Genomic DNA, 15,178 nt, shown 5'->3' on the forward strand with positions numbered 1-15,178 from the left:
GGCATGGCCACTCTTCCGCGCAGCCGCCGCACGTCCAGGCTGGCTTGATCGGGTGGTGAGCGGTCACTGCGGGCCGTCCTGATCGGGCCAATGGCCGCGGCTGATCGGAATGCGGTGGCGGCCTCGGCATGGCAGCTCGCAACCGCAGCGGCAGATATGCCGCCAATGTCGCCAGGACCAGACGGGCCGGTGACGGCGAGCCAGAGTCAACGCAACCGCCAAGACGTACTCGTCGTACGAGACTCGCTTCACCAGCTCGCCACTCCCGCTCGCGCCCTGGTCTGCCGTGTTGCCCAAGTCGAAGGACGCACTGCCGCCTCCTCGTGCCGCAGCAATCTGGAGGCGTGGATGCCCGAGCGCGGGGGACGCGCCGGACATCCACGCCGGCGAGGGCGGCCCACAGCGCCAACCGAGGGAATCGACCTCCTCGGCAACCTCCCACAGGGCTGACGTAGGTGGTCTACTCGTGTTGCCAACCGAGGAGAATCAGGTGCCACCGCGTTACCGCTACGAACAGATCGCCGACGACCTCGCCGAACGCATCGCGTCAGGAGAGTTCCAGCCCGGCTCCAAGCTGCCCAGTCGGCGAGAGTTGATCGAGCACTACGGGGTCACCGAGCCGGTGATCGACCGCGCCATGCAGGTATTACGGATCAAAGGGATGACCGAGACCCTGCCCGGCGTGGGAGTTTTCGTCGCGGAATAGCCGGGGCTGAACTTAGCCGCCGTGTTGAAGCGGTCACCAGCGACGAAGACGACCGTCACCGGGCCCGCGCCGGCGGTAAGGAAGTGTTCGTACATCCCGTTGATGTGCTCGCCATCCAGTTCGTCGACCAGTTCGGCCAACAGCTCGGACTCTGGCGTGTGCCCGGTAGCTTCGATGGCATGGCAAGTCTGGTGGTGTCTCTCGGAGCGCTCGTCGTATTGCTGATGGCGGCGTTCGTCTTTGTCGGTTGGCGCGATCGGAAGCGCCTCTCGTCGCCTGACGACTCGGCTGCGGGGCGCGATGCGAGATCCGCCCAGGAGCGGCACGCGGCCGAGCGACATGGCGCACAGGGCGAGGTGTGGCGGCGGGGCCAGAACTCCAGCGGCACGTGAGTAGGACGTGCTCGGGCCACGGTGTCGGCCCCGCCTGAAAAGTTTCAGCCGGCGTTGACGGCGGGGCGTACGGCCGGGCGCGGACAGCACGTCGAACCTGCGACCCGCCCGGTTGCTGTCGCCGTTGCTGTTGAAGCGCGACATGGCATCCGCTGTTGCGGCCAGTACCCTACTGGCGTGCGGGCCTGCCGGAGAGAAGTATGCGGACGTCGTCCGAGCCAGGAGCTCATGACTCCGACGGCATACGCCTTCGATCGGCTCACGGGAGGTAGAACATGGCCCTCAAGGCCGTCCTCGCGGCGCTGATCGTCATTGCGGGGTTGGGTGTGGTGATCTGGGTCGCCAACTGGCCCTTCAACACGCCGTGGGAGAAGAACCTCACCGCTGAGCAGCGCCAGATCAATGCCACACATAATCGGCGTCATCACCGCGCCGCGACACGAGTCGTGCTGCCCATTCTCGCCATCGTGTTCGGAGTGACGTCGGCGAGCCTCCTGTCCGGCCCGAAGAGCGATCCGCTCGCAGCACTGATCATGGGCACGTGTTCGATCTTGTGCGCGGGCGCTTTCGCCGCTCTCGTCAAGAAAGGGCGCGCGAGATCTTCGACAAGGCGCTGAGCATGCGGCTCGCGCATGCTCCGGACCTGTACCCGCTATCACCCACCGAACTCGATCCAGAGCGAAGGACGACGATGGAGAACCGGCCTGACCCGATCGAGATCATCGCTCAGGTGTCAGCAACTGACGGCAAGCGACGCGCCCTGGAGGTCTGGCTCTAGCGCGAGGGCCCAAACCGGGTCACCGTGGTGAAGCCCTTCACGGCTGGCGCTGGTGCACCAACTCGGGGATGATCATCGTCATGTCGGAGCAGGATCTGGCCGGAATTTGGCGTCGCATCATCCGAGGGGATGGCAAATCCTGGGTCGTGTTCGCCCACGGCACGGGCGTCGTACTACCAACTCCCGGACCCAGCGCCGACCTCGCCGCTCAGGCCATCGAGATCCTGCGCGAGTACGGCCCTGTTCACGTCGGCTCATCTGCCGGAGACTTCAGCACCATCACTCTCGATCCCGGTCCCGGATGGGTGGTCTACGGCCACCACAACGACGTGCTGACCTACGTGGGGCCCGACGAAGTCCAGGACAGCAGCGACCTGGCCGTTGGTCTCTATGGACGCCACAAGCGCGACCAGGACGGGCGTGAGCTCGACGTCATCCACGTCGAGGACAAACGGCCCCAGTAGCTGACTGACGTCGCTCGACCAGGCACTACAGGTTGCCCTCCGACGGCTGGAAACGGCATGAGCTTGTCCACGCTGGTGCCGCACCTAAGACGGGCCCAGGTGGCATGGCGAAACTGTTCAGGAATTTTCGGCACCGCAAGGAGAGCAGCCGCACTACCTGCCGCCACTGCTGGCCAGGCACGCCACCTGCCTCAGGCGCTGACCGTGGTTACCCGTCATCGACCGCGAGATCGGGCACGCAACGGGCAGGGCGGAAAGTCACCCGCGGCTGCCTGGCCGGTATCCCCCAGAGCGGATGGGACGCAGGTAATCTTCGCCGAGTGGTTCAGGTGCATTGGCGAACACTCCTCCCGGCAACGGCTCACGATCTTCTGGACGGGGTGGAGTTTGGCGATGGTTGCCTCAGAGAGTTGACCTTCAGGTCAAGCTACGGGGAAGGCGCTCAGCAGTCTGCGGTCGTACTCCTGGACGTCCGGCGTGTCGGTCAGACTCGATGGGTGCAGCTCCACATCGAGCTCTCGCGCCTTGCCCGTTGGAAGGTCGTGGACCTCGGCACCTTCTCCTGGGTGCTCGACGACAAACCCCAGCTCGTTCAGGACGAAGCCGGACTCCTCCACCTCGACTTGGACAACCCCGGCGAGGAGCGCGCAGTCGATGAGATGGCAGCGCGCTCCCACCTCTACCTCGCCGCTCGTCAGATCCGGTGGGCAATCACCGACACAGGATGATCCTCGGCTCGCGCGTGGAGCGACTCGTCATCCCGACGCTGCGCGACATCGCCCGCGAGACCTACCCTCACCTGACGGTGACGACCACAGCGAGATCAGGACTACGGAATGCATGATCACGACGAGCTGGCGCCGGGGGTCTGGTCCTGGCTGCAAGCCTGGTACGCGACTCAGTGCGATGGCGAGTGGGAACACGAGTACGGCATTCGGATCGAGACGCTCGACAACCCCGGGTGGTCGGTCCGCATCGACCTGGGCGATACGGCACTGTCGGGGATGGCCTATGAGCGGCAGGAGCTCCGTAGAAGCGAGCACGAGTGGGTCATGACCTGGGTCGACAAAGACCAGTTCAGGGCAGCGTGTGGGCCACTCAACCTCGGCGAGGCGCTACACCTGTTTCGGCAGTGGGTCGAGACTACGACCCGCGTGGCCAGGCCACAGGCTTGACAGAAATAGGCGCGTCCACTTCTCCGGCAGCCCGGTGTCGGGTCTCAGGACGTGCGTGACAGATCGGTATCAGAACCTGCATGACGCTCGTGCTGGTGTGCGGGTAGGTGAATCAGTAGCTGTCAGGGCTGACCTCGTGCATGGTTCCGTCTGGTCCCATGCGGTACCTCCGAGGCGGTCCCATGGTCTGTAGTGCCCCCGCGTATGCGGCCTCACGGGCTGCCTGTTCCTCGTTGGACGGGTCGGTCACGCGAAAGCCGTGCAGATGAACGGCGTCAGCGTCGATGTCGTCGGGGGAAGGATGGCCCTCGATGATGAACCCGAACAGCGCACGTAACGCTTCCTCGCCGAGGTCGAGGGGATGGAACGGCAGCGGGTAGGGGTCCTGGTTGTGCCAGCCCGGTATGGGCTCGACGGGATGTTCACCGGCCCAGTACGGCAACTCGAAGTCGTAGGGCTTGCCGATGTTCTCCTGGATGCCGCTATCGGGTGACAGGCTCAGCGATCTGATCAGCACGCCGTCCTCCCACACCGCGAAGCCGAGCCAGTCCACGACCGAGTGCATCCCGTGGACGATGATTCGGCGGCCCGCTCCAGCGCCGCGCAGGTGCTCCGGTAGCTCAGACGGGCGATCGAGCATGAACCGTCGGTCGCAGTACAGCTCTGCCCCGGCCATGACCGTGGCGTATATGAAGTCATCTGGCGGGTAGGCACCGTCGAGCAAGGTGTTGTCATCAGCGGGTGCGACCACGTAGCCGGGGTGGACCTGACGTACCAACGCTTCGGTCTCGGCTCGCTCCGACCGCGTCGCGCTGCGCAGCGCCGGACGGATGTCGCCGTCGGCGAACGCCAGAAGGGCTGTCTTCGCGCCCACGTCGCTTCCTCCAGTTCTGCGGCAGGCCACCTTCCGCACGCCACCTGGCGGACATGATCGTCTAGCCAAAGGGGTCACAGACGTCCTGAGACCGATCTGTAACCAAGGTCTCCGGGCAGTGATCCGGGGGTTTTGGCTGTTGGTGATGGGTGGGCGCGGCAGGTTTCGAACCTGCGACCCCTCGCTTGTAAGGCGAGTGCTCTCCCGCTGAGCTACGCGCCCCGGATCGCCCCGTGTGCGGCGGGCCGGTGGCTGGCAAGCCTACCTGCTCGCCGCCGGCCCGACCGCATCAGGCCGTCAGATCGGCGATGGCTTTGCGCCAGCCCTGCTGGTCGCGGGCCTCGCCGGGGCCGTTCATCTCGGCGAAGCGGACCACGCCGGCCTTGTCGATGACGAAGGTGCCCCGGTTGGCGATGCCGGCCACGTCGTTGAACACCCCGTACGCCGCAGCGACGCCACCGTGCGGCCAGAAGTCGGCCAGCAGCGGGAACTGGTAGCCCTCCCGGTCGGCCCAGATCTTGTGGCTGTAGACCGAGTCGACGCTGACGGTCAGCACCTGGACGTCGTCGTTGGCGTACTCGTCGAGGTTGTCCCGCACCTCGGCCAGCTCGCCCTGGCAGGTGCCGGTGAACGCGAGCGGGTAGAAGACCAGCAGCACGGCGCGCTTGCCGCGGAAGTCCGAGAGCCGGACCTGCTGGTTGTTCTGGTCCTTGAGCACGAAGTCCGGCGCCTCGGCGCCCACCTCGATCAGCATGCGAACTCCTCGGGTCGACTCGGGGGGACGAGGTCAGCCCAGCGCGCCCGGCGGCGGACCGCCGGGCCGCGAGGGGACGAGGGTGGGTTACTTCTTGCCCTTGGCCCCTCGGCGCAGCACCAGGCGGGCACCGCTCCAGTCCCGGCCGGCGTTGACGGTCGAGGTCTGCTGGAGGCCGGCGGTGGGCGCGGACTCCGCGACCTCGCTCGGCTCGACGTGCCCCTCGCGCCCCGCCTTCGGGGTGAGCAGCCACACGACCCCGTTGTCGGCCAGCGGGCCGAGGGCGTCGACGAGCAGCTCGAAGAGGTCACCGTCGCCGTCGCGGTACCACACGAGCACCGCGTCGACCACCTCGTCGGTGTCCTCGTCGACCAGATCTCCACAGCGGTCGGTCAGGGCGTCACGGAGATCCTGGTCGACGTCGTCGTCGTACCCCATCTCCATGACGACCATCCCCGGTTCGATGCCGAACCGGTCCGCCAGGCTGCGTACCCCGTCGGCGGCCTGACCAGCGGTCGCGCTCACTGTCGCGTGCCTCCTCATCTCGTCCCTGCTCGCGGCGTCGGACCGACGCCGTCAGGCAAAGTCCACACAGTTGTGGGTCTGCGCGCAAGTGGCGCACCGGGTGGAACGGAATTTACCGTGCCAGCAGCGTACGGGCACCGTCGGTAATGGCTTCCGGGGAGACCAGAACATGACGTGCCGCCGGACCTAATGGTACAAACGAGTCAACTCCGGCCACCCGCCGCGCTGCGCCCACATATCCACCATCGACCAGGGCGGCGATGACGCCCTCGCCGACCCCGCCTGACCGGCGTGTCTCGTCCACCACCAGCACCCGGCCGGTCGCCGAGGACTCCCGGATGATGTCGGCCACCGGCAGGGGCGCCAGCCAGCGCAGGTCCACCACGCGGGTGCCGACGCCCTCCTCGGCGAGCACAGCCGCAGCCCGCAGCGACATCCGCACGCCGTTACCGAACGTGATGATCGTCAGGTCGTCGGCCGACCCGACCCGGTAGACCCGGGCCCGGCCGATCGGCACGTGCCCGGCCACCCACGAGCCCGGCTCGGGATAGCCGGCCAGCCACTCACCGTCACCATCGGCGTACAGGTCGCGGGTGTGGTAGAGCGCGATCGGCTCCAGGAACACGCACACGCTGCCGTCCACCGCCGCGCTCGCCAGACAGGTTCGCAGCATGGGCGCGGCGTCGTCCGGCCGCGCCGGCACCGCGACCACCAGACCGGGCACATCCCGGAGTACGGCCACCGAGTTGTCGTTGTGGAAGTGCCCGCCGAATCCCTCCTGGTACGCCAGCCCGGCCACCCGCACCACCATCGGGTTGCGGAAGGCCCCCCGCGAGAAGAACTGCATGGTGGCGGCCTCGCCGCGGAGCTGGTCCTCGGCGTTGTGCAGGTACGCCAGGTACTGGATCTCCGGCACCGGCAGCATCCCGGCCAGCCCGGCGCCGAGGCCCAGGCCCAGCACCGACGTCTCGTCCAGCAGGGTGTCGAAGACGCGGGCCGCCCCGAACCGGTCGCGCAGGCCCTTCGTCACGCCGTACACCCCGCCCTTGGCGGCCACGTCCTCGCCGAAGACGGCCATCTGGGGATGGTCGAGCAGCCCGTCGGCGAGCGCCGCGTTGATGCTCTGCGCCAGGGTCATCGGGCCGACCAGCTCGGGCGGCTTGCCGCCGAACGCCTCCTCACGGGCCGCCGCGCCCGGCCCGCTGGCCCGGGCCGCCGCGTCGGCCACGGCCCGCGCCACCCGCACCGGGCGGCGGGGCGCCAACGCCGACACCACGTCGGCCGCCGAGGCCAGCTTGGGCTCGCCCAGCACCTCCTCGGCGAGCCGGCGTACCTGCCAGCCCGTCTCGTCGTACCGGGCCAGCGAGCTCGTCGGCGGTCGCCACGCCGGCGTCGACGAGCAGCCGCGCGGTGGCGACCAGAGGGTCCCGGTCCAGGTCCTCGGCCAGCTCGGCCGGGCTGCGGTACGCCGACTCCGCGTCCGCCCCGGCGTGGCCCATGAGCCGGACCGTGCGCAGGTGCAGCACGGCGGGCCGCCGGTACCGGCGTACCCAGGCCGCCGCCTCCCGCGCCACCGTGTACGCCCGCAGCGGGTCGGCGCCGTCGGCGCTGAAGTAGCGGATACCCGGCTTGGCGCGCAGCGTCGCCTCCACCCAGCCCTCCGGCGAGCGGACGCTGATGCCGAGCCCGTTGTCCTCGCAGACGAAGAGCACCGGGATGCGCAGGCCGGCGTGGTCGTACCAGCCGGCGGTGTTGAAGGCGGCGGTGGCGCTGGCGTGGTTGACCGACGCGTCGCCGAACGAGCAGACCACGATCGCGTCCGGCGGCCACGGGACGTGGGCCGCGCCGGCGCCGCTGCCGACCCGCACGCCCGTCCCGGTACGCCGCCCGGCGGTGTCCAGCCGGCGCAGCCGCTCCACGGCCAGTCCCATCCCAACCGCGCGGGGCAGGTGCGAGGCGATGGTGGAGGTGGTCGGCACGACGGCCAGGTCCGCCCGGCCGAACACCTTGTGCCGGCCACCGGCGATCGGCTCCTCGCTGGACGCGACCATGCCCCGCAGCACGTCCCGGGCGGCCTCCGCGTACCCCGCGAACCCACCGGTAGGGGTCGCGGACCCGGCCGGCTCGGCGTCGGAGGCCGACTCCGGGGCCTCGGCGGCGGGCTCCGGATCGTCCACGGCGGGCGTCGGGGTGTCGGCGGCGGACGCCGGAGCGGCGGCGGCGACCTGGGCCGCCCGCACGCAGTAGAACGCCCCGGAGCGGTAGTGCAGCAGCGCCGGATCGGTGGGGCGCAGCGCGGCGGCGACCGCCGCGTTGCCCTCGTGCCCGGACGAGCCGATGGTGTAGAAGCCCTCCCCGAAGCTGCGCAGCCAGCGCCCGGCCAGGTCGAGCTGCCGGCTGGCCACCTGCGCGTCGAACAGGTCGAGCAGTTGGGCGCCGGTCAGTGGGGCGTCGTCGGTGACCGGATCGGCGAGGTCACGCCGTTGCGGTGCGGCGGGCAGCGCCGCCAGCGTCTCGCGGAACCGGTCGTCGAGATCTTGCGGGGTGGTCACGTCCGACAGCATTACCGACGCGGGCCACCGTCGCCCAGTGGGACACGGCCGGCACGGGTCGACTCACTGCGGGTCGCACGGCTCCGGACAACCGCCGTCGGACACCTTCCACACCAGGTCACGCAGGGTGGACAGCTCCTCGTCACGCAGGCCGGCGAGGAGTCGGGAGTCGGACATCACCTCGGCCACCCGGTCCCGTACGACGCGGCCTTCCCCGGTCACCACGAGCGTCTTCTGCCGGCGGTCGGCCGGGTCGGTCCGACGCTCGACCAGGCCGGCCTGCTCCAGCTTGTCGACCAACGCGGTCACGTTCGACCGGTCACAGCTCAGCCGGTCGGCGAGGTCACGTGCCGGCAGGGGCCGGTCCGGGTCCAGCTCGTGCAACGCCCGGGCCGCCGCCGGGGTGAGCCCCAACTCGGCGAAGGCCGTGCCCTGCCGATGCCGCAGGGACGCCGTCAGGTGCGCCATCCGACGCACCACGTCGGCGGCCAACCCGGCGCGGTCCACCTGCCCGTCCGCTGGCGTCACGGTGACATCGTACGCAACGGGTCCGCCCGGCCGGCTCAGCGTTCGAGCTCGCTGACCTCGGCCGGCACGGCGACGGACGATGACACCGGGTCGGTCGTGGCGAACGACGGTCCCGCGGGCTGACGCAGGGCGCGGGCGCAGCGCCCGGCAGCCACCGGGACGGTCACCAGCAGGACGGCCGTCACCAGTGCGGCGGCAGGTGTGTCGGGCCGTGCCAGGTGCAGGCCACCGATGACGGCCACGCCGAGCACCGCGGCCAGCAGCGTGCCGGTGGAGATCAACGCGGAGAACGCGGTCGCCGCACCGGCCGGCAGGGCGGCAGCGAGCCGGTCGACCAGCGGGGTGAAGCCGGCGGCGTGTGCGGCACCGCCCACGAGCAGCAACAGGCTTCCGGGCAGCCAGGGCCAACCATGCCGCGTCAGCATCGCGACCAGCAGCACGACGGCCGCCAACAGCGGCGGGCCGAGCAGCGGCAGCACGTCGCGCAGTCGCGTGGTCAGGCGGGACACCGCGAGGCCGCAGAGCGCGAACCCGGCGGCGTAGGGCAGGAAGGCCAGCCCGGCGGCGAGGGCGGTGAAACCGAGCCCCTCCTGCAACCGCAGGGTGAGGGTGAACAGGAAGCCGGCGTAACAACCCATCACCAGACAGGCGGCGAGCAGCCCGGCCGGCACGCCGGCACGGGTCAGCACCGCCACGTCCAACAGCGGTGTGCCTCCGCGCCGGATCACGCGGTTCTCGTGGCGCAGGAACACGCCGACGCCGATCACGCCCGCCGCCACCCCCGCCGGCGTCGACCAGTCCGGCCAACCGAGGTCCCGACCGAGCACCGCCGGCGTCACCAGGGCCAGCATCGCGGCGGCCAGCAACAGCACCCCGGCAGGTCGAGCGCCGCCGGCCGGACGGTCGCCGTCGGCACGGCGGCCAGCGCCCGCCGACCGGCCACCAGCAGCACCGCGCCGACCGGCACGTTGACCAGGAACGCGGTACGCCAGGCCAGTCCGCCGGCATCCAGGGTGACGAGCAGGCCGCCGGCCACCTGCCCGGCCGCGACGCCGAGCGCCAGGATCAGCGAGTACGCCCCGATCGCCCGACCTCGGGCAGCGCCCACGTAGGTGGCCTGGATGAGGGCGAGGACCTGCGGCACCATGAGCGCCGCCATGGCGCCCTGCACGACGCGGACGCCGACCAACGTCACCGGACCCGGCGCGAGGCCACAGGCCAGCGACGCCACGGTGAACCCGGTGAGGCCGAGCAGGAAGACCCGGGCCGGCCCGTGTCGGGAGCCGAGCCGGGCACCGGCGACGACCAGCACGGCGAAGGCCAGGGTGTATCCGGCCAACACCAGCTGGGCCAGTGCCGGCGGCCCAGCCAGGTCGAGCCGGATCGTCGGGGCGGCGACCGCCGCGATCGAGGTGTCCATCGAGGCCATCGCCTGCCCGGTGAGCAGGACGACGAGCGGGGCGCGGCGTCCCTGCGTGGTCGTGGTGGAAGTCATGCCGGCCACCCTGTCGACCTGGGCGGCCGCGTGTCTTGACGATCCTTGCGGCCGCCAGATCCGACGTACGACGTCGCGTGTCGTGTCGGCGGGTGGGCCTAGCCTGACGGCATGCGCAGCAGCCACACCCTCGTGCGCCAGCCCGACTTCGTGGTCCACGCGGTGCGCTGCCGGGACGACCACACCGGCTGGTCGCGCCCGGAGCCCGCCACGGCGCACGGCATCGTGTTGGCCCGCCGGGGCGGCTTCCGGCGGCGCGGTCGGGGCGGGGAGGAGTTCGTCGACCCGACCGTGGGCTACCTGACGGTGCCGGGCGAGGAGGAACGGTTCGCCCACCCGGCCGGCGGCGACGACTGCACCTCCGTGCATCTCTCGCCCCGGCTGTGGCGGGAACTGCTCGCCGGCCGGTCCGCCACGTCGGTGCTGCACCTGGACGCCCGCATCGACCTGGCGCACCGGCGACTGCTGCGGGCGGTACGCCTCGGCGACGCGGGCTTCGCCGCCGCCGAACGCCTGGTTCGACTGGTCGGCGCCGCCACCGGTCCGTCGGCCGACGCGCCGCCACGGGACCGGGCGATGGTGGAGGCGGCCCGCTCGGCACTGCACGACGGTGGGCCGCACACCGACGGCCTCGTCCCGCTGGCCCGCTCGCTCGGCGTGTCGCCGTACCGGCTGAGCCGGTCCTTCCAGGCGCTGGTCGGTGTGCCGGTGACCCGCTACCGCAACCGGCTGCGGGTGGGGCGTGCGCTCGACCGGCTGACCGAAGGGGTGCCGAGCCTCGCCGTACTGGCGGCCGAGCTGGGCTTCGCCGACCAGGCGCACCTGACCCGGACGCTGCACGCCCACCTGGGCCACACGCCCGGGCAGCTACGTCGGGCGCTGGGAGAGGTCTGACCCCCACCGGGCGGGGCGACCCGCTCGATCGTGAGAGGCGGGCCGTCAGGCGGGCAGGAACGAGAAGCGGACCTGGCGGGTGGGGTTGTCGCCGTTGGTGTCGACGAGGCAGATCGACTGCCAGGTGCCCAGGGCCAGCCGGCCGTCGAGCACCGGCAGCGTGGCGTACGGCGGGACGAATGCCGGCAGGACGTGGTCCCGTCCGTGACCGGCCGAGCCGTGCCGGTGTCGCCAGCGGTTGTCGGTGGGCAGCAGCGCGTCGATCGCGGTGAGCAGGTCGTCGTCGGAGCCCGACCCGGTCTCGATGATCGCCAGCCCGGCGGTGGCGTGCGGCACGAAGACGTGCAGCAGACCGTCCCCCTCGCCGGAGACGAAGCTCTGGGCCTCGGCGGTGATGTCCCGGACGGCCGGCCGGGACCCGGTCTGGACGGTGATCACGTCACTGCGCATACGTCGCATTCTGCCGCAGCCGACGATCAGGAACCGCCGCCACCGCCACCGGAGTCCCCACCACCGCCGGAGAAGCCGCCGCCGGAGTCACCGCCGCCGCCGAAGAAGCCGCCGCCGCCGGATTCACCGCCGAAGAAGCCGCCCCCGGAGTCGCCGCCGTCGGAGCGGTCCCCGCCGCCCGAGTCGCCGTAGTACATCAGGGGGACGCTGGTGTCGGCGTGCCGTCGGCGCGGACCGGGCACCCGACGAGGCGCCCGTCGGGGCGCGGACGCGCGCAATCCGGCGCGGAGCTGGACCGCGCCGAGCGCCGCCGCCACGACGCCGAGAACCGTGATCGGCAGCACGGCGGTGTCCCCGGCCAGGAGAACCGGCACGGACAACAGCGCCCCGAGCGCGCCGACCGAGAGGATCACGCCGCCGCTGACCACCCGCCGCCCGTTCATATTCGGCACCGTAGCGAGCCCGGGCAAGCGGGCGGGCCGGCCGCCGTAGCGCTAAGTTACCGGCGGGTACCTGTGTTCAGCATCGCGTCCGGGGGACCTAGACGTGACGACGGGTGCCACCAGGGGGCAGGATGGCGCTAGAGACCTATCCCACACACAACCGAGGGAACGCCTGTGGCTACGGAACGCAAGCGCCCGGTGATCAGCGACGGCCTACCGAGCCAGCTTCCGGACATCGACCCTGAAGAGACAAGCGAATGGGTCGAGTCGCTTGACGGTGTCATCGACGAGCGGGGAGCCAAACGCGCCCGCTACGTCATGCTGCGCCTGCTGGAGCGGGCCCGTGAGCGCCAGGTCGGGGTTCCGCCCCTGACCACCACCGACTACATCAACACCATCCCGTCCGAGCGCGAGCCGTGGTTCCCGGGAGACGAGCACGTCGAGCGGCGCATCCGGGCGTACGTGCGGTGGAACGCCGCGATGCTGGTGCACCGGGCGCAGCGCCCGGAGATCGGCGTCGGCGGTCACATCTCCACCTTCGCCAGCTCGGCGTCGCTCTACGAGGTGGGCTTCAACCACTTCTTCCGGGGCAAGAACCACCCGGGCGGCGGCGACCAGATCTTCTACCAGGGTCACGCCTCGCCCGGCATGTACGCGCGGGCGTTCCTGGAGGGGCGGCTCAACGAGCACGAGCTCGACGGGTTCCGCCAGGAGCTGTCGCACCCGGGCGGCGGTCTCCCGTCGTACCCGCACCCGCGGCTCATGCCGGACTTCTGGGAGTTCCCCACCGTCTCGATGGGTCTCGGCGGTCTGAACGCGATCTACCAGGCGCGGTTCAACCGGTACCTCCAGCACCGCGGCATCAAGGACACCTCGCAGCAGCACGTGTGGGCGTTCCTCGGCGACGGCGAGATGGACGAGCCGGAGACGCTGGGCGCGATCGGTGTGGCCGCCCGCGAGGAGCTGGACAACCTCACCTTCGTGATCAACTGCAACCTGCAGCGGCTGGACGGCCCGGTCCGGGGCAACGGCAAGGTCATGCAGGAGCTGGAGGCGTTCTTCCGGGGGGCCGGCTGGAACGTCATCAAGGTGGTCTGGGGCCGCGAGTGGGACCCGCTGCTCGCCGCGGACACCGACGGCGCGCTGGTCAACCTCATGAACACCACGACCGACGGCGACTACCAGACCTACAAGGCGGAGTCCGGCGCGTACGTGCGGGAGCACTTCTTCGGCCGTGACCCGCGTACCCGCAAGATGGTCGATCCGCTGAGCGACGACGAGATCTGGAACCTCAAGCGGGGTGGGCACGACTACCGCAAGCTCTACGCGGCCTACAAGGCGGCCACCGAGCACACCGGTCAGCCGACGGTCATCCTGGCCAAGACGATCAAGGGCTGGACGCTCGGCTCGCACTTCGAGGGCCGCAACGCCACGCACCAGATGAAGAAGCTGACGCTGGAGGACCTGAAGACCTTCCGCGACCGGCTCTACCTGGACATCCCGGACAAGGCGCTGGAGGACAACCCCTACCTGCCGCCGTACTACCACCCGGGCGAGAAGTCCGAGGAGCTGGCGTACCTGCAGGAGCGCCGCGAGCAGCTCGGCGGCTACCTGCCGACGCGGCGGACCAGCACCAAGCGGCTGACCATCCCCGGTCCGGAGCGGTTCGCCGACGTCAAGCGCGGCTCGGGCAAGCAGAAGGTGGCCACCACGATGGCCTTCGTCCGCCTGCTCAAGGACATCATGAAGGACAAGGAGTTCGGCAAGCGCTGGGTGCCGATCATCCCGGACGAGGCACGCACCTTCGGTCTCGACTCGATCTTCCCGACCGCGAAGATCTACTCCCCGCACGGTCAGCGGTACACCTCTGTCGACCGGGAGCTGTTCCTGTCGTACAAGGAGTCGACCACCGGGCAGATCCTGCACGAGGGCATCAACGAGGCCGGCTCGGTCGCCTCGTTCACCGCCGCGGGCTCGGCGTACGCCACCCACGACGAGCCGATGATCCCGATGTACATCTTCTACTCGATGTTCGGGTTCCAGCGGACCGCCGACGGGCTGTGGGCCGCGGCCGACCAGATGGCGCGGGGCTTCCTGCTCGGCGCCACCGCCGGGCGCACCACGCTCAACGGTGAGGGCCTGCAGCACGAGGACGGGCACTCGATGCTGATCGCCGCCACCAACCCGGCGGTGGTCGCGTACGACCCGGCGTTCTCCTTCGAGATCGCGCACATCATGGAGAACGGCCTGCACCGGATGTACGGGGACGCGCAGGAGAACGTCTTCTACTACCTGACGGTCTACAACGAGCCGATCCTGCAGCCGGCCGAGCCGGAGGGCGTGGACGTCGAGGGACTGCTCAAGGGCATCTACCGCTACTCGCCGGCGCCGCAGGTCGACGGCCCGAAGGCCAACGTCCTCGCCTCCGGGACGGGCATGCAGTGGGCGCTCAAGGCCCAGCAGTTGCTCGCCCAGGACTGGGGCGTGGCCGCCGACGTCTGGTCGGTGACCTCCTGGACCGAGCTGCGCCGCGACGCGGTGGAGACCGAGGAGTACAACCTGCTCAACCCGGGCACCGAGGCCAAGGTGCCGTACATCGCGCAGAAGCTGGCCGACGCGGACGGGCCGAAGGTCGCGGTCAGCGACTGGATGCGTGCCGTACCGGACCTGATCGCCCGCTGGGTACCCGGCGACTACACGTCGCTCGGCACCGACGGCTTCGGGATGTCGGACACCCGGCACGCGCTGCGGCGGCACTTCCACGTCGACGCCGAGTCGATCGTGGTCGCCACGCTGCGGCAGCTCGCCCGCAGCGGCGCGGTCGAGGCCACCGTGCCGGCCGAGGCCGCCAAGAAGTACGCGATCGACGACGTCAACGCCGCCCCGGTAGGCGAGACCGGCGGCGACAGCTAAACCCGCACGACCGTAGAAGGGCCCGGCGCCAACGCGCCGGGCCCTTCTACGCTGTCCCCCGCACCGCCCCGTCCCTCCCCGCCGATCATGGAGTTGTGGTGGGGGACGAAGCGGTGAAGTCGCCTCGTTCCGGGCACCACGAGTTCATGATCGACGGGGCGGGAGCGGGGCGGAGCGGGGGCGGCAGAGATGCGGCGGCGGTGGGCCGACGTTCCTGGTGGGGACGCCGGGCCAC

The 15,178-nt window shown here is 70.5% G+C and carries 16 protein-coding genes, 1 tRNA gene and 1 pseudogene; 8 read left to right on the forward strand and 10 right to left on the reverse strand.

The annotated features are described in order from the left end of the window. Window positions 1-466: 466 nt before the first annotated feature. The 6 genes from ACQP0N_RS25050 to ACQP0N_RS25075 all read left to right on the forward strand — a co-directional run bounded on the left by ACQP0N_RS25050 (window position 467) and on the right by ACQP0N_RS25075 (window position 3,515). The gene (locus tag ACQP0N_RS25050) at window positions 467-706 is read left to right on the forward strand and encodes a winged helix-turn-helix domain-containing protein (protein WP_210865708.1); all 240 of its coding nucleotides are present in this window, start codon (window positions 467-469) and stop codon (window positions 704-706) included. Between the two features lie 104 nt (window positions 707-810). Next, entirely contained in the window at window positions 811-1,098 is a 288-nt protein-coding gene (locus ACQP0N_RS25055) for a hypothetical protein (RefSeq protein WP_433114557.1), read from the forward strand. Between the two features lie 275 nt (window positions 1,099-1,373). Further along, window positions 1,374-1,715 carry a hypothetical protein gene (locus tag ACQP0N_RS25060; protein WP_433114559.1) on the forward strand — a complete coding sequence of 114 codons (342 nt, stop codon included), beginning with the start codon at window positions 1,374-1,376 and terminating at the stop codon, window positions 1,713-1,715. A 229-nt stretch (window positions 1,716-1,944) separates the two neighbouring features. Continuing rightward, a complete protein-coding gene (locus tag ACQP0N_RS25065) occupies window positions 1,945-2,340 on the forward strand; it encodes a hypothetical protein (protein ID WP_433114561.1) in 396 nt (131 codons plus the stop codon). A 497-nt stretch (window positions 2,341-2,837) separates the two neighbouring features. Continuing rightward, the gene (locus ACQP0N_RS25070) at window positions 2,838-3,068 is read left to right on the forward strand and encodes a hypothetical protein (RefSeq protein ID WP_433114563.1); all 231 of its coding nucleotides are present in this window, start codon (window positions 2,838-2,840) and stop codon (window positions 3,066-3,068) included. Window positions 3,069-3,176: 108 nt separating this feature from the next. Continuing rightward, entirely contained in the window at window positions 3,177-3,515 is a 339-nt protein-coding gene (locus ACQP0N_RS25075) for an immunity 53 family protein (RefSeq protein ID WP_433114565.1), read from the forward strand. Window positions 3,516-3,627: 112 nt separating this feature from the next. On the opposite strand, the gene ACQP0N_RS25080 is transcribed toward ACQP0N_RS25075, so the two are convergent. From ACQP0N_RS25080 to ACQP0N_RS25115, 8 genes and pseudogenes are all read right to left on the reverse strand, one after another. Continuing rightward, a complete protein-coding gene (locus ACQP0N_RS25080) occupies window positions 3,628-4,389 on the reverse strand; it encodes a DUF6928 family protein (RefSeq protein ID WP_433114567.1) in 762 nt (253 codons plus the stop codon). A 150-nt stretch (window positions 4,390-4,539) separates the two neighbouring features. Then, window positions 4,540-4,611 (reverse strand) — tRNA-Val (locus ACQP0N_RS25085). 67 nt (window positions 4,612-4,678) lie between these two features. After that, window positions 4,679-5,143 carry a peroxiredoxin gene (locus ACQP0N_RS25090; protein WP_433114568.1) on the reverse strand — a complete coding sequence of 155 codons (465 nt, stop codon included), beginning with the start codon at window positions 5,141-5,143 and terminating at the stop codon, window positions 4,679-4,681. 87 nt (window positions 5,144-5,230) lie between these two features. Then, entirely contained in the window at window positions 5,231-5,668 is a 438-nt protein-coding gene (locus ACQP0N_RS25095) for a DUF3052 domain-containing protein (RefSeq protein ID WP_132237238.1), read from the reverse strand. Between the two features lie 112 nt (window positions 5,669-5,780). Then, window positions 5,781-7,983: pseudogene (locus ACQP0N_RS25100) on the reverse strand (thiamine pyrophosphate-dependent enzyme); the annotation flags it as partial. 300 nt (window positions 7,984-8,283) lie between these two features. Beyond that, window positions 8,284-8,688: a MarR family winged helix-turn-helix transcriptional regulator gene (locus ACQP0N_RS25105; RefSeq protein ID WP_433121803.1), complete on the reverse strand. Its 405-nt coding sequence runs from the start codon at window positions 8,686-8,688 to the stop codon at window positions 8,284-8,286. A gap of 95 nt (window positions 8,689-8,783) precedes the next feature. Then, window positions 8,784-9,620, reverse strand: coding sequence for a hypothetical protein (locus tag ACQP0N_RS25110; protein WP_433114571.1), 837 nt, complete (start codon window positions 9,618-9,620; stop codon window positions 8,784-8,786). Further along, entirely contained in the window at window positions 9,584-10,243 is a 660-nt protein-coding gene (locus ACQP0N_RS25115; RefSeq protein WP_433114573.1) for an MFS transporter, read from the reverse strand. Before ACQP0N_RS25115 ends, ACQP0N_RS25110 begins: the two co-directional genes overlap by 37 nt. Before the next feature lie 111 nt (window positions 10,244-10,354). Between ACQP0N_RS25115 and ACQP0N_RS25120 the strand changes: the two genes are divergently transcribed. Further along, window positions 10,355-11,137, forward strand: a complete 783-nt coding sequence (locus ACQP0N_RS25120; protein ID WP_433114575.1) for a helix-turn-helix domain-containing protein — start codon at window positions 10,355-10,357, stop codon at window positions 11,135-11,137. Between the two features lie 45 nt (window positions 11,138-11,182). On the opposite strand, the gene ACQP0N_RS25125 is transcribed toward ACQP0N_RS25120, so the two are convergent. Together ACQP0N_RS25125 and ACQP0N_RS25130 are read right to left on the reverse strand one after the other, a co-directional pair. Continuing rightward, window positions 11,183-11,587 (reverse strand): secondary thiamine-phosphate synthase enzyme YjbQ, encoded by a 405-nt coding sequence (locus ACQP0N_RS25125; protein WP_355051416.1) that lies wholly within the window; start codon window positions 11,585-11,587, stop codon window positions 11,183-11,185. 26 nt (window positions 11,588-11,613) lie between these two features. Then, window positions 11,614-12,030, reverse strand: a complete 417-nt coding sequence (locus tag ACQP0N_RS25130; RefSeq protein ID WP_433114577.1) for a hypothetical protein — start codon at window positions 12,028-12,030, stop codon at window positions 11,614-11,616. 174 nt (window positions 12,031-12,204) lie between these two features. Between ACQP0N_RS25130 and aceE the strand changes: the two genes are divergently transcribed. Then, a complete protein-coding gene (gene aceE, locus ACQP0N_RS25135) occupies window positions 12,205-14,943 on the forward strand; it encodes a pyruvate dehydrogenase (acetyl-transferring), homodimeric type (protein ID WP_433114579.1) in 2,739 nt (912 codons plus the stop codon). Window positions 14,944-15,178 lie beyond the last annotated feature (235 nt).

This window comes from Micromonospora sp. CA-246542 (assembly GCF_050942905.1).
Taxonomy (GTDB): Bacteria; Actinomycetota; Actinomycetes; order Mycobacteriales; family Micromonosporaceae; genus Micromonospora.

Coding starts and splice junctions, on each gene's coding strand:
- ACQP0N_RS25060 (WP_433114559.1), top strand. CDS start 1,374: ATGGCCCTCAAGGCCGTCCTCGCGGCGCTGATCGTCATTGCGGGGTTG.
- ACQP0N_RS25065 (WP_433114561.1), top strand. CDS start 1,945: ATGATCATCGTCATGTCGGAGCAGGATCTGGCCGGAATTTGGCGTCGC.
- ACQP0N_RS25075 (WP_433114565.1), top strand. CDS start 3,177: ATGCATGATCACGACGAGCTGGCGCCGGGGGTCTGGTCCTGGCTGCAA.
- ACQP0N_RS25090 (WP_433114568.1), bottom strand. CDS start 5,143: ATGCTGATCGAGGTGGGCGCCGAGGCGCCGGACTTCGTGCTCAAGGAC.
- ACQP0N_RS25105 (WP_433121803.1), bottom strand. CDS start 8,688: ATGGCGCACCTGACGGCGTCCCTGCGGCATCGGCAGGGCACGGCCTTC.
- ACQP0N_RS25115 (WP_433114573.1), bottom strand. CDS start 10,243: ATGACTTCCACCACGACCACGCAGGGACGCCGCGCCCCGCTCGTCGTC.
- ACQP0N_RS25120 (WP_433114575.1), top strand. CDS start 10,355: ATGCGCAGCAGCCACACCCTCGTGCGCCAGCCCGACTTCGTGGTCCAC.
- ACQP0N_RS25125 (WP_355051416.1), bottom strand. CDS start 11,587: ATGCGCAGTGACGTGATCACCGTCCAGACCGGGTCCCGGCCGGCCGTC.
- ACQP0N_RS25130 (WP_433114577.1), bottom strand. CDS start 12,030: ATGAACGGGCGGCGGGTGGTCAGCGGCGGCGTGATCCTCTCGGTCGGC.